This window comes from Streptomyces sp. NPDC001135 (genome assembly GCF_053598395.1).
Genome location: NZ_JBSFKD010000010.1, coordinates 34,735 through 48,018, shown reverse-complemented (window position 1 = coordinate 48,018; position 13,284 = coordinate 34,735). Strand labels below are relative to the sequence as shown.

Sequence of the window (13,284 nt, the reverse complement as noted above, 5' to 3'; positions counted from 1 at the left end):
CCGTACCGGCGGGTGAACCCGGCAAAAAACATGTACGTGGGGACTCTGTCCTTCGACCTCCTCCTCGGCGACGTCCACTCGCTGAAGGAGAAGCGCTCCGTCGTCCGCCCGATCGTCGCCGAACTCCAGCGGAAGTACGCGGTGAGCGCGGCAGAGGTGGACCATATGGACCTCTACCGGCGAGCGGTCATCGGCCTCGCCATGGTCTCCGGCGACGCGGCGCACCTCACCGACGTACTGGACCGGTGCGAACGGCTGGTCGCCGGCCGCCCCGAAGTGGAACTGCTGTCCGTCCGACGCCGCTTCCACGGCGAAGACGACTGAGGACGACCGCGGACAACCGGCGACGACCGGACGACCAGACCACAGAACGCAAGAAGAAGAAAGAACGGGAGACGGACCAGTGGCCGACAACGCGCGGGCGAAAAGGCTGGCGGACCTCATCCGGGAGGTGGTGGCCCAGAAACTGCAGCGCGGGATCAAGGACCCGCGGCTCGGCTCGCACGTCACCATCACGGACACCCGGGTCACGGGTGACCTGCGGGAGGCGACCGTCTTCTACACGGTCTACGGCGACGACGAGGAACGGAAGGCCGCGGCGGCGGGCCTGGAGAGCGCCAAGGGCATCCTGCGCTCGGAGGTCGGCCGCGCCGCGGGTGTGAAGTTCACGCCGACCCTGACCTTCGTCGCGGACGCCCTGCCGGACACCGCCCGGACCATCGAGGACCTCCTCGACAAGGCGCGGCAGTCCGACGCCAAGGTCCGCGAGGCCTCCGCGGGCGCCCGCTACGCGGGAGGCGCGGACCCGTACCGCAAGCCGTCGGACGACGAGACGGACGGCGAGACGGACGGCGAGACGGACGGCGACGCCGCGGAATGACCCACAAGCACACCACGCCCGACGGCCTCGTCATCGTCGACAAGCCGTCGGGCTTCACTTCGCACGACGTGGTCGCCAAGATGCGCGGGATCGCCAGGACCCGCCGCGTCGGCCACGCCGGCACCCTCGACCCGATGGCGACCGGTGTCCTGGTCCTCGGGGTCGAGCGTGCCACCAAGCTCCTCGGGCACCTCGCGCTGACCGAGAAGGAGTACCTGGGCACCATCCGCCTGGGCCAGAACACGCTCACGGACGACGCCGAGGGCGAGATCACCTCGTCCACCGACGCCTCCAAGGTGACCCGGAACGCCATCGACGCCGGCGTGGCCAAGCTGACCGGCGACATCATGCAGGTCCCGTCCAAGGTCAGCGCCATCAAGATCAACGGCGTACGGTCGTACAAGCGGGCCCGCGAGGGCGAGGACTTCGAGATCCCGGCCCGCCCGGTGACGGTCTCCTCCTTCGCCGTGTACGACGTCCGGGACGCCGTGGCCGAGGACGGCACCCCGGTGCTCGACCTGGTCGTGTCCGTGGTCTGCTCCTCCGGCACCTACATCCGCGCCCTGGCCCGTGACCTCGGCGCCGGCCTGGGCGTCGGCGGCCATCTCACCGCGTTGCGCCGGACGCGCGTCGGGCCGTACAAGATCGATACGGCGAAGACGCTGGACCAGCTCCAGCAGGAGCTGACCGTGATGCCGATCGCCCAGGCCGCCGAGGCCGCGTTCCCGCGCTGGCAGGTGGACGCCCGGCGGGCCGGGCTGCTGCTGAACGGCGTCCGGCTGGAGATGCCCGACGAGTACGCGGGCGCCGGGCCCGTCGCCGTGTTCGGCCCCGAGGGCCGTTTTCTCGCGCTCGTCGAGCAGCAGAAGGGCAAGGCCAAGAGCCTGGCCGTCTTCGGCTGAGACACCTGCACAGGCGTCGCCCGTGGAGCGGCGGCCGGCCACGGGGTGAGCCCCTGCCGCCGCTCCACGGTCCCCCCTCGGTTCCCCCACCTCTAGGGTTATCCAACGGCTCGCGCCCATTCACCCGTCCGGGCAGGCGCTCGGAGTGAACCAGGGGAGCGGAAGGGGGCGCTTTCGCCCCGCGATCTGTCCCGTCGATCACCGCGCGCCTACCGTCGGGAAACAGGGCACGCGGTAGGGCGGGAGGTACGGCATGGCAGGACGGGGCCCGCGCACCGGAAGCGGTCGCGGGGCTGCGGCGGACGGCACGGGGGAACCGGCGTACGGCGCTCGACGGGAGTATGGGGACGGTAGGGCCGACGGGGTCGGTAGGGCCGACCGGGTCGGCGGGGGCCGCGCCGATGAGACCGGATACACCACCGGCACGGCCGGCGGTTGCCGCGGCGGCGACCCTGCCGGCACCGGGGACACCAGGAACGCCCTTCGCACCGGGAGCACCATGGACGCTTCTGGCACCGGCTACACCACTGGTACCAGTGGCATCGGCGAGGTCGGGGGCGCCACCGGTCCCGCTTGCACCGGCGGCACTCCAAGCCGCTCCACAGCCACTGCCGCCCCCCAGGTTTCCGGCGACGGCGACGGCCCCGCTGCCGGCCCCGCCCTCGTCCAGGTCCGCGACCTCGCCGGGCGTCCCCGGGGGGTCGGTTTTCTCGCCGATCACCAAGGGACCCTGCTCACCAGCCACGAGACCGTCGACGGTCTGCCCTGGCTCGTGCTGCATGCCGCGGACGACCGCACCTGCGTGGTGGCCGCGGACGCCGTCACTCCTCTGCCGGCCCTCGACCTGGCCCTGATCCGCACCGAGGGCCTGGGCCTGGAGCCGCTGCCACTGACCGTGCGGGAGCGCATCGACGCCGGAACGTACGTACGGCTCCCGGCGGGCTGCTGGCGGGAGGCGCGGGTGCTGTCCGCCACCGAGGTGACCTACACCGCCACCGACCGCTTCCACCTCGTCCAGGAGGCGCTGGAGCTGGCCATCGGCACCGCCGGCCAGGACGCGCTGCGGCTGGGCGGCGGGGCGGCCGGGGGACCGGTGCTCGACGCGCGGACCGGCGCGGTGCTCGGCGTCCTCGGCACCGCCCTGCACTCCGCGCAGCGCGACACGGGCTTCGCGGTGCCGCTCCGCCCCGCCGACGGCCCCCTCGCGGAGCTGCTCGCCCGCAACGCGGCCACCGTGCCCGCCTACGGCACCGACCTCAACCTGGCCGGCATCCTGCAGCTGACCGCCACCTCGGCCGGCCAGGAGGGCCCCCAGGGCTTCCTCGCAGGTGCCGTGGCACCGGTCGAACGAGTCGATGTCGTAGGCGAGTTGACGGCCTTCACGGACGGCGACCGCACGGTGCTCGGGCTCGTCGGCGCCCCGGGCAGCGGCCGTACGACGGAACTCGCCGCCCTGGTCGCGCGGCGGGCCCACGGTGAGCGGGCGGCCCCGACGCTGTGGCTGCGCGGCGCCGACCTGGAGGACGCCGACGGCTCCCTGGCCGACGCGGCCCGCCGCACCCTGGAACGGGCCGCCCGGATCGTCGCCGCCGCCCGCGCCGTCCACCCCGCCGACCTGGGCGATCTCGGCCCGGAACACCTGGCCCGCCTCGCCGCACGGGCCGGCCGCCCGCTCCTGCTCCTGCTCGACGGCCCCGAGGAGATGCCCCCCGTCCTCGCTCACCGGCTGCCCGAGTGGACCAGGGGAACGGCCGCCTGGCTGCGCGAGACCGGGGCACGGCTGGTGGTGGCCTGCCGGGAGGAGTACTGGGAGCGCGCGGGGGCGGAGTTCCCCACCGACCTCCTGTACGCCCCGCCATCCCCGGGCACCGCCACGGCCCCGGCCGCCCCGGAGCCTCCCTCGGCTCCCGCACCTCCCGCCGCTTCTGAGGCTCGGCCCGCGTCGGCGGGTTCCGCGGCTCACGGGGCTCCCACTGCTCCGCCCGTCCCCGCGGACTGCCCGGCTGGAGCAGCTGGGGTTCCTGGTGCTCCAGCCGCCCGGATCGGTTCCGCGGCCCCCGCGGCTTGGGCGGGCACCGCGGGTCTCGCCTTGCCCGCCGTGCCTGCCGTGTCTGCCGTGCCCGTCGGGCCTGCCGTGCCCGTCGCGCCCGCGGCGACTCCCGCTCCCGTCACCGTGCGGCCCGTTCCCGCAGCCGCCACCGTCCCCACGTCCCCAGCCCTCTCCGCCCCGCAGGCCCCCGGCACCGCCACCGCCACCGCCACGCCGAGCCCCATCTCCACGCCCGCCCCGGTCCCAGCCCCCGGCATCACCACCGTGCAGGCCGCGCCCCCCACCGCCCCCGGGTCCACCGTGCCGGCGGCCACACCCACCCCCACCGAGCCGGCCCCTCCCTTCCCACCCCGCCTGCACCTCCCCGACCTCACGGAGGACGAGGCGCGTCTCGCCCGGGCCCGCTACTGGATCCCGGACGGCGTGCTCGCCGATCGCGATGCCCGGCATCCGCTGACCCTCCGGCTGCTGGCCGAGGTCCGCGCCGCCATGCCGGACGTGCCGGTCGCCGGGCCGGTCGACCGGCACGAGGTGTTCGCGGCCCACCTGGACCTGATGTGCCTGCGTATCGCCGTCCGGCTCGCCGCCGGGAGCGGCCTGCGCGGCACGGCCGTACGCCGGCTCGCCGCACGTGTCGCCGGACAGGTGCACGAGGCCGCCCGGCGCAGCCTCGGACCCGGGCAGGGCGAGCTGGACCGGGAGTCCTTCGAAGCGGTGTTCCCCTGGGGCCCCGCCCCGGCCGGCCTCGGCGGCGGTACCGGCTGGGCGTCCGCCGTCCTCACCGAGGGCCTCCTCGTCCCGGCCGGCCGCGGCTACCGCTTCGCTCACGAAGAGCTGGCCGACTGGATCCAGGGCCTGCACCTCGACCTCGACGAGGCCCTGCACGCCCTGGTCCACCGTCCCCGCGCCGACCGCGAATCCGCCCCCGTACCGGTGCCGCACCACCGGATCGGCCCCGTCGTCCAAGCCCTGCTGCTCCTCGCCCGGCAGTACGGAGACCACCAACTCGCCGCTCGTCTGCGGGAGTTGACGGAGGCCCTGGACCGCGACACCGGCTCCTGGTGGGCCGCCCGCCTGCTCACCCGCACCCTGCTCCAGGTCCCGGACGCGACGCCCTACATCGAGGTGCTGCGGCTGCTCGCCGACCGCGTCGTCGGCTGGCGCCGCGCCCGGCGGCCCGTACCGGCCGAGTTCGGTCCCGCCTTCTGGACCGAGCTGCCGATCCCCGACACCGAGCGGTTCGATCTGCTGCGCCGGCTCGTGCTGGCCGACCAGGCGCCCCCGGAGGCCGGGCAGCGCTACCTGGACGCCGTCGCCCGGCTGCTCGCCGCCGCCCCCACCGCCGTACAGCCGCGGCTGACGCGCTGGTTCGACGACGAACGGCCGCTGCCCGCGACCCCGCACGCCACCGTCGCGACCGCCGCACAGGCGCTGCTGCACACGCACCGGCACGGCGCGCTGGACGACCTCACCGAGACCCTGGTGGCGAGCGCGCACCGGCGCGCCGACGAACTGCTCACCACTCTCGCCGAGGACGAGCCGTCAGCCGTGTGCCGGGCCGTGGACCGCTGGGCGCACGACGAGCGCCCCGCCCGCCGGGTCGCAGCCGTGACCTTCGGGCTGCGCGCGGCCCCGCACGTCCGCTCGGCGGCCGACCGCGAGCTGCTGCGCTACGCCGCACTCGCCCTGCTCGCGCGCCCCGCCGACTGCACCCTGCACGGCGGCGCCCTCGCGCTGCTGGTGGGCGACCCGCACACCCGCGACCAGCATCTCGCCGCGGCCCTGCGGCACTTCGCCGACGGCGACCCGCAGTTCCCGCCGGGCGCCCTGGCGGCCGCCCTCACCACCCATCCCGATCCGGTCCTGGAGGCCTTCCGCGCCCGGCTGCGCGGCCCGTACGCACGCGAGGCGCTGGGCACCCTGACCGACGTCACGACCCCCGCCCTGGCCCGCCGTGTCGCGGTCCTGGTCCGGGAGGCGGTACGGCTGCACCCGGAGACCGCCGGACACGTCGCCGCCCATGTCGACCGCCGCCTCGCCCAGGGCCCCACCACCCGCCTGGTCCTGCTGCCGCTGGTCACCGGCCTGCTCGACGACGCCCCCGAACAGCTGCGCGCCGCCCTCGCGACCGTCCTGGCGGCCCCCGGCACCACGGCCTCCCGCCCCCTGCGCCGCGAACTGCTGGAGTTCCTGCTCGCCCGGGAACACGCCCCCCGCGTCCTGGACGCCGTCCTGCACGCGGCGGCGGAGCACGGCTACGACCGGGAGGAGGAGGCCCGCGGGCTCGTCCACCGCACCGGCCTGCTCCTCGTCCGCACCCCCGAGGGCGCCACCCACTTCGACCGCGGCCTGGTCGACCTGGGCCGGCACGTGCCCGGCTTCGCGGCCCGGATGGCCCGCTGGCTGGCCGCCACCCCGGAGGACTGGGCCGCCGTGGTGGGCCCCAGCACCCGCCGCATGCTCGAGAACCTGGCGGGCCTACGCGTACCCGCGTGAGCCGCCCGCGGCGAGCGGTGAACGTGCGCCCGGTCACAGCCCCGATGCCGATGCGGGCCCGGGGCACCCGGCATGGCACCCTTAGACCTGCACAAGAGGTCAGGACAGACACGGACACGGGTTCGAGGAGCGGTCACAGTGCAGCGCTGGCGTGGCTTGGAGGACATCCCCCAGGACTGGGGGCGCAGCGTCGTCACCATCGGTTCCTACGACGGCGTCCACCGCGGCCACCAGCTGATCATCAAGCATGCCGTCGACCGCGCCCGCGAGCTCGGCGTCCCGGCCGTCGTGGTCACCTTCGACCCGCACCCCAGCGAGGTCGTCCGCCCCGGCAGCCACCCGCCGCTGCTGGCCCCGCACCACCGCCGCGCCGAGCTGATGGCGGACCTGGGCGTGGACGCGGTCCTCATCCTCCCCTTCACCACCGAGTTCTCGAAGCTCTCGCCCGCCGAGTTCGTCGTGAAGGTCCTGGTGGACAAGCTGCACGCCAAAGCGGTCGTGGAGGGCCCGAACTTCCGCTTCGGGCACAAGGCCGCCGGCAATGTCGAGTTCCTCGCGGAGCAGGGCAAGACGTACGACTTCGAGGTCGAGGTCGTCGACCTGTACGTCAGCGGCTCGGCGGGCGGTGGCGAGCCCTTCTCCTCCACCCTGACCCGCCGCCTGGTCGCCGAGGGCGACGTCGAGGGCGCCCGCGAGATCCTGGGCCGCCCGCACCGCGTGGAGGGCGTGGTCGTGCGCGGCGCCCAGCGCGGTCGCGAACTGGGCTTCCCTACGGCCAACGTCGAGACGCTCCCGCACACCGCCATCCCGGCCGACGGCGTGTACGCCGGCTATCTGCACGTCCAGGGCGAGGCCATGCCGGCCGCGATCTCCGTGGGCACGAACCCGCAGTTCGACGGCACCGAGCGCACGGTGGAGGCGTACGCCATCGACCGCGTCGGCCTCGACCTGTACGGGCTGCACGTCGCCGTCGACTTCCTCGCCTATGTGCGCGGCCAGGCGAAGTTCGACTCGCTGGAGGCCCTGTTGGAGCAGATGGCCGCGGATGTGAAGCGGTGCCGGGAGATCGTCGCCGCGGAGGCGTAGGGCTTTTCCGGCGCAACGAGAAAGGGCGGCCGGTGCGGAGAACGCACCGGCCGCCCTTTACTACTTCACGCATCCTGGCGTGCTACTGCTACTGCTACTGCTACTGCTACTGCTACTGCTGCTGGGGCGGGGCCTGCGGCGGCTGCTGTCCCTGCTGCGGAGGCTGCGGGTAGCCGTACGCCTGGCCGGGCTGCTGCGGCGGGTACGGCTGCGGCTGGCCCGGCACCGCCTGCGGGTAGGGCTGCTGGCCCGGCGCGGCCTGCGGGTAGGGCTGCTGGCCCGGCGCGGCCTGTGGGTACGGCTGACCCTGCTGCGGCGGATAGGGCTGCTGGCCCTGAGGATAGGGCTGGCCCGGCATGGGCTGGCCGGGCATGGGCTGGCCCGGCATCGGCTGGCCGGGCATGGGCTGACCCGGCATGGGCTGGCCCGGCATCGCCTGGCCCGGCATGGGCGGGGCGGCCACCGGGGGCGGGTTGCCGTCGCTGGTCCACAGCCCGTGCGACTGCTGGTGCCGTACGAAGTCCTCGGCGATCAGCGCGGCGAGGTTGAAGTACGCCTCGCGCGTCCGCGGCCGCATCATGTCGAGGTCGACCTCGGCACCGGCGGCCAGATGCTCGTCGAACGGCACGACCACGACCCCGCGGGTCCGCGTCTCGAAGTGCGCCACGATGTCCTCGACCTTGATCATCTTGCCGGTCTCGCGAACCCCGGAGATCACCGTGAGGGACCGCGAGACCAGGTCGGCGTACCCGTGTGCGGACAGCCAGTCCAGCGTCGTACTGGCGCTGCTCGCACCGTCCACGGACGGCGTGGAGATGATGATGAGCTGGTCGGCGAGGTCGAGCACGCCGCGCATGGCGCTGTACAGCAGACCGGTACCCGAGTCGGTCAGGATGACCGGGTACTGCCGGCCGAGCACGTCGATCGCGCGCCGGTAGTCCTCGTCGTTGAACGTCGTCGAGACGGCCGGGTCCACGTCGTTGGCGATGATCTCCAGACCGGAGGGCGCCTGCGAGGTGAACCGCCGGATGTCCATGTACGAGTTCAGGTACGGGATCGCCTGGACGAGGTCGCGGATGGTCGCCCCGGTCTCCCGGCGCACACGCCGGCCGAGCGTGCCGGCGTCCGGGTTGGCGTCGATGGCGAGGATCTTGTCCTGCCGCTCGGTGGCGAGGGTGGAGCCGAGGGCCGTGGTGGTCGTGGTCTTCCCGACACCGCCCTTGAGGCTGATGACCGCGATCCGGTAGCAGGACAGCACCGGCGTGCGGATCAGCTCCAGCTTGCGCTGCCGCTCGGCCTCCTCCTTCTTGCCGCCGAGCTTGAACCGGCCGCCCGCCGCAGCGGGCCGCCCGCTCTTCGCCTTCTGCCTCTTGTTGTTGAGCAGCCGGTCCGAGGACAGTTCCACGGCGGCGGTGTAACCGAGCGGCGCCGCACCCGGGTTGGTCGGCTGCCGCTGGTCGTGCTGAACCGGCTGCGGCCACGCGGCACCGGACCGCGGATCGACCGGAACCTGCGGCGCGCCGCCGCCCTGCGCGGCTTCCGGTCCCTGCGCCCCGTGCGGGTTCTCCGGGGGCTGGGGGAAACCGTAACCACCCGGCTGGGGCTGGGGCTGGGGCAAGCCGTAACCGCTCTGCGGAGTGGGCGCGTTGGGGTTCGCCTGCGGGGCCTGCGGCGCCTGCGGCTGGGGGAACCCGTAACTGCCGGGCTGAGCCTGTGCGTTGGGGTTCGCCTGCGGCGCCTGCGGCTGCGGGAAACCGTAGGCGCCGGGCTGGGGCTGGGGCTGGGGCTGGGGCTGGGCGTTGGGGGTGCCGGGCTGCGGGAAGCCGTAGCCGCTCGGCACAGGGGGCCCCGCCGGGGTGGGCTGGGCTCCCGGTCCCGCCGTCGGCTGACCCGGCTGCGGCGGTCCCGCGGGCGCACCGGCCTGGCTACCCTGGCCCGGCTGGCCCGGCTGGCCCGGCTGGCCCGGCTGGCCCGGCTGGCCCGGCTGGCCCGGCTGGCCCGGCTGGCCGGCCTGGTTCCAGGTGGCGGGGGCGGGCTGCGGGGCCTGGGGCTGGAACGGCAGCTGCTGTCCGGGCACACCGCCGGGCCCCTGCGCGGACGCCGGCTGCGGCTGCCCCGGCATCGGACCGGGCTGCTGCGGTGCGGGCTGCTGCACGGGCCACTGGGCCGCCGGAGCGGGCGCCGCGGGCTGGTAGGAGGGCGGCAGCGGGGGTACCCCGTTCTGCGGCGCGGGCGGAGGCGCCCAGGCGGGCTGGGCGTCCTGAGGAGCGGGCGGTGCGGCGGCCAGGGGCGCGCCGGGCTGCGGGGTGCCGTAGGGCGGGCTGCCCTGCGGCTGGGCGCCGCTCTCCGGCGTGCCAGGCTGCGGCGTGCTGTCCTGGGCGGTGGCGTCCACCGCTATGCCGTCCTGGACGACGGCGTCCGTGGGTTCCGCCGCGCCGGACGGGGTGCCGGCGGAGTCGGCCCCGTCCGACCCGGTGTCGTCGGCCTTGGTGCCGTCGGCGGAACCCGCCCGAGCACCGGCCGCGTCGCCGGCCCCGGTACCCGTGTCGCCCTCGGCCCGAACCGGGCTCTCGGCCTCGCCGTCACCCTGCTCCTCCTCACCGTCGGCGTCGGAGGAGCCGAGGTGCGCGGAGCCTCCGAGGCCCTCGGAGGCGGCGGTGTCGGCCCCGGGGCGGTCCTCCCCGGCGGCCCCGTCCCCGGATTCCGCGCCCGTGGGCTCCGCGGAGCCCTGCGGTGCTGCCGCGGTATCCGGCGCGGACTCCTCGGACGCGGTGCCCTCGGCACCGGCGGACGGCGTGGCCGCCCCGTCGGCCGCAGCCGCAGCCGCACCCGCGACCTCGGCGGAGCCCTCGTCGCCGGTCCCGGTCTCCTTCGTGGCCGCCGCCGCGCGCTCGGCGATCTCGGCCATCTCGCGCTTCAGGGCCACGGCGGAGAACCGCATGGTGGCCCCGCTCTCCAGGTCGCCGTTGCCCGTCTCCGGCTCGACCGCCCCGGCCGGCGCCACGGCCTCCGGCTGCGCCGGCTGGGCGACCTCCGGCTGCGGCTGCTGGACGGGCTGCGGCTGCTGGACGGGTTGCGCCTGCTGCAGCTCGAACCCGTCCGGCAACTTCTGCATGGGCACCGGGGTCCCGACGGGCGCCACGGGCGCGGCGTAGGGCGTGCCGTGCGGCGGCGGCGGAGGCGGCACCGGGGCTGACGAAGGCGCACCGGACGGACCCGACGCGTTCTGCGTGTACCAGGCGGGCGGGGCGTAGTCGATGGTGAACTCGCCCGTCATCTCGATGGCGGACTCCGCGTCGGTCTGGTCGTCGTCGGGTGTGTCCCAGCCCCCGCGGATCCCGTCCCGATCGCTGTTCACAGTTCCTCCTGGTGGTCGAACACCCTCATGCCGTGCTTGGGGGCGACCGTTCCTGTCGTACGATTCGCCGGGCTTCCCCCTTGGGTCACCGGACCCCTGCGTCGCGGAGCGCGCACCACCGGCTCGCGGGGACTCGCGACGTGCCCGACCCCAGCCTAATCACCAAATCGACGCGGCTGGCAGGCCCGTCCGCCCTTCACGCCCGTCCGACGCGTTACACCGGGCCCGAGACCGCTGCGTCGCACGGGCGCGTACACCAAAACGTGACGAAGACGCATCGGAAGAAGCCCTTGAAACGGGCAGATTCAGGCGACAAGCCACCAGCGCGCGTGAAAGACGGCCAAGTTGGACGCCGTCTCAGTCCATCCGGCGTGCCACGCCCAGCAGTCCCGTCTCGGCGTCGGTCGCCCGAGTCACCACGTACTGCCGGTCCCGCTCCGTGCACCAGAGCGTCACCCCGTCCGGAAGCGTGGGCAGCGTTTCGAGCTCGGGACGCGGAAGCCCCATCACCCGCCCGATCTCCGCCGCCTCGTCCGGCGACACCCGCTGCACGCCCACCAGACGCGCCTGACGCATCAACCGCGGCGCCACCGGGCTCAGGTAGGGCAGCAGCGTCAGCACGGACTGCCAGGGAGCCGACACCACGCGTCCGCGCGGCGGCCGCATCCCGCAGTCCCGCACCACCAGCACCGGTGTACCGGCCGAGGCACCCTGCGGGGGCACGCGGCCGACCTCGTACACCGCCAGGCCGTTCTGCCCGCCGCCCATGGCGTGCACCATGGGCATCCAGGCCTGCGCGCGCCCCGTCTCGACGGCCACCCGCGCCCCTGTCGCCGCCGCCCGCAACGCCATGACCTGTGCGGTCCACAGGCCGCCGATGAGCACGATGTCGTAGGGCGTGGGACGGTTCACCCCGAGGACGGCGGGCTGTCCCTCGGCGTTGTCGCCGACCACCACACCGTCGTCGCCGATGGGCAGGGACAGGGCGTCGGCCTGCTCCGCGGGCAGCGCGTGCCGCGGGTGGCGGGGGCCCAGGAGACCGAAGCCGGTGCGCAGCCGCTCGCCGAGGCCGGGCGCGGACGCGGTGGTGCGCGACGGCGCGGACGATGTCGACAGGGCCATCAGCGGGCACCTCCAAGCGGCAGGGTGGCCAGAACGCCGGGGAGTTGTTCACGGTCCAGACGCGCCAGAGCGGTCCGCGCCTGTCGTGCCGCACGCTCGAGGTCGCGGCGTGCGTTGGTCAGTTCCTGGTTGCTGCGGCCGGTGATCCGCACATGGCCGGTGATGGCCACGTTCTGCTGCGTACCCTTGGCCAGCGTCAGACTGAAGGTCGTCGCCAGTGCGGGGACCTCGGTCAGCTGCGCCACCAACTGGGCCAGCGAGCCGCCGGCCCCGCCCAGTTGAGGCCAGCGGCGCACCCAGTAGGTGGTGTGCCGGCGGTTGTCGCAGCGCCAGCTGCGGCTGGACTCCTCGGTACGACGCTGCGGGGCCTCGCCCCGCCCGGCCTGGGCCGTCACCATGGGGTTGGCGCAGGCGGAGGTGGCGATGGCCGCCGTCAGCTCCTCCTCGGTGAGCACGCTCGCCCGGAAGCCGGCGCCGGTCAGCCGGCTCGCCAGGTGCTCGGCCGCGCGCGTCAGGCACCTCTGCGCGCCTGTCAGTCCGCCGCCGCGCGCGGCCACCGCCTCCGGGCACAGCTCGGGATCGAGCTTCAGCGCGATCCACGTGATGCGTACGGCAGGGGAGCCGGTCTGGGCCTGCAGCGGCGCGTAGTTGCTGACCACGACCGACTGCTGGGGCAGGTGCAGCGCGGGTGCGGGCTGGGTGTGCACCACGATCTGCGCCGACTCCAGCCGGATCCCGTCGACTTCGAGGACGTCCCGGATCAGGGCCACCGGCAGCGGTCTGCGGCTGCGCTCCGCACGCAGTGCGTCGGCGTCCGACTCCACCTGGAGCACCGCGGTCAGAAATCCACCGTCGCCGACCATGCCGATCGGCCGCTGGTCGCGGTCGTCCCCGCGGCTGTAGCTGTACGTCCGCAGGGTCGGGTCGCACTCCACGGCGGGCGCGAGACCGGAGTCGGTTCCCGGCGGCACCGGTGTGCTCGCGGCCCGCCGCTTACGGGCCCGCAGCGCCAGCAGGGTGCTGAGCCATTCCGGCAGGGAGCGACCCCGGCGTCGTACCACGGCGAGCACCACGAACAGCACGGCGACGGGGGACACGGCGATCAGCGCGACCGTCCCCATGAGCCACCCGCACACCAGGAGCGCCGCCGCGATCTCCAGCAGCACCAGCCGCTGCAGCGCGAACGAACCGCCACGACCCGAGCGGGACTCCGGATGCGGCGAGAAGGCGCCCTGAGGGGGCGTGGGTGCCTGCTGGGCGGTGGGCTGGGAGGAAGAATCGCCGCGGCCACTCGACCGGCGCGCGCGACGAGGTCCTGATCCCGATTGCGATCGCGACCGGGTCCGCGTTGCGGAAGCCATCACTCCAAAACCCCCGAACTCACCCGGAA

8 protein-coding genes are annotated in these 13,284 nt (G+C 74.6%); 5 read left to right on the top strand and 3 right to left on the bottom strand.

The genetic code is table 11. The features are described 5' to 3' along the window. Nucleotides 1-30 precede the first annotated feature (30 nt). The 5 genes from ACWC94_RS14860 to ACWC94_RS14840 all read left to right on the top strand — a co-directional run bounded on the left by ACWC94_RS14860 (nucleotide 31) and on the right by ACWC94_RS14840 (nucleotide 7,414). Complete coding sequence (locus ACWC94_RS14860) at nucleotides 31-324, top strand: DUF503 domain-containing protein (protein ID WP_450796937.1); 294 nt, start codon at nucleotides 31-33, stop codon at nucleotides 322-324. Nucleotides 325-403: 79 nt separating this feature from the next. Further along, nucleotides 404-880 (top strand): 30S ribosome-binding factor RbfA, encoded by a 477-nt coding sequence (gene rbfA / locus ACWC94_RS14855; protein ID WP_450796936.1) that lies wholly within the window; start codon nucleotides 404-406, stop codon nucleotides 878-880. Beyond that, entirely contained in the window at nucleotides 877-1,782 is a 906-nt protein-coding gene (gene truB, locus ACWC94_RS14850) for a tRNA pseudouridine(55) synthase TruB (RefSeq protein ID WP_450796935.1), read from the top strand. The genes rbfA and truB overlap by 4 nt, the downstream gene beginning before the upstream one ends. 499 nt (nucleotides 1,783-2,281) lie before the next feature. Further along, entirely contained in the window at nucleotides 2,282-6,328 is a 4,047-nt protein-coding gene (locus tag ACWC94_RS14845; protein ID WP_450796934.1) for a trypsin-like peptidase domain-containing protein, read from the top strand. 138 nt (nucleotides 6,329-6,466) lie between these two features. Continuing rightward, nucleotides 6,467-7,414 (top strand): bifunctional riboflavin kinase/FAD synthetase, encoded by a 948-nt coding sequence (locus tag ACWC94_RS14840; protein WP_450796933.1) that lies wholly within the window; start codon nucleotides 6,467-6,469, stop codon nucleotides 7,412-7,414. Nucleotides 7,415-7,526: 112 nt separating this feature from the next. On the opposite strand, the gene ACWC94_RS14835 is transcribed toward ACWC94_RS14840, so the two are convergent. The 3 genes from ACWC94_RS14835 to eccE all read right to left on the bottom strand — a co-directional run bounded on the left by ACWC94_RS14835 (nucleotide 7,527) and on the right by eccE (nucleotide 13,255). Further along, complete coding sequence (locus ACWC94_RS14835) at nucleotides 7,527-10,772, bottom strand: SCO5717 family growth-regulating ATPase (RefSeq protein ID WP_450796932.1); 3,246 nt, start codon at nucleotides 10,770-10,772, stop codon at nucleotides 7,527-7,529. A 357-nt stretch (nucleotides 10,773-11,129) separates the two neighbouring features. Next, nucleotides 11,130-11,894, bottom strand: a complete 765-nt coding sequence (locus ACWC94_RS14830; protein ID WP_450796931.1) for a hypothetical protein — start codon at nucleotides 11,892-11,894, stop codon at nucleotides 11,130-11,132. Continuing rightward, nucleotides 11,894-13,255: a type VII secretion protein EccE gene (gene eccE, locus ACWC94_RS14825; protein ID WP_450796930.1), complete on the bottom strand. Its 1,362-nt coding sequence runs from the start codon at nucleotides 13,253-13,255 to the stop codon at nucleotides 11,894-11,896. Before eccE ends, ACWC94_RS14830 begins: the two co-directional genes overlap by 1 nt. Between the last annotated feature and the right edge of the window lie 29 nt (nucleotides 13,256-13,284).

Coding starts and splice junctions, on each gene's coding strand:
- ACWC94_RS14860 (WP_450796937.1), top strand. CDS start 31: ATGTACGTGGGGACTCTGTCCTTCGACCTCCTCCTCGGCGACGTCCAC.
- truB (WP_450796935.1), top strand. CDS start 877: ATGACCCACAAGCACACCACGCCCGACGGCCTCGTCATCGTCGACAAG.
- ACWC94_RS14845 (WP_450796934.1), top strand. CDS start 2,282: ATGGACGCTTCTGGCACCGGCTACACCACTGGTACCAGTGGCATCGGC.
- ACWC94_RS14830 (WP_450796931.1), bottom strand. CDS start 11,894: ATGGCCCTGTCGACATCGTCCGCGCCGTCGCGCACCACCGCGTCCGCG.
- eccE (WP_450796930.1), bottom strand. CDS start 13,255: ATGGCTTCCGCAACGCGGACCCGGTCGCGATCGCAATCGGGATCAGGA.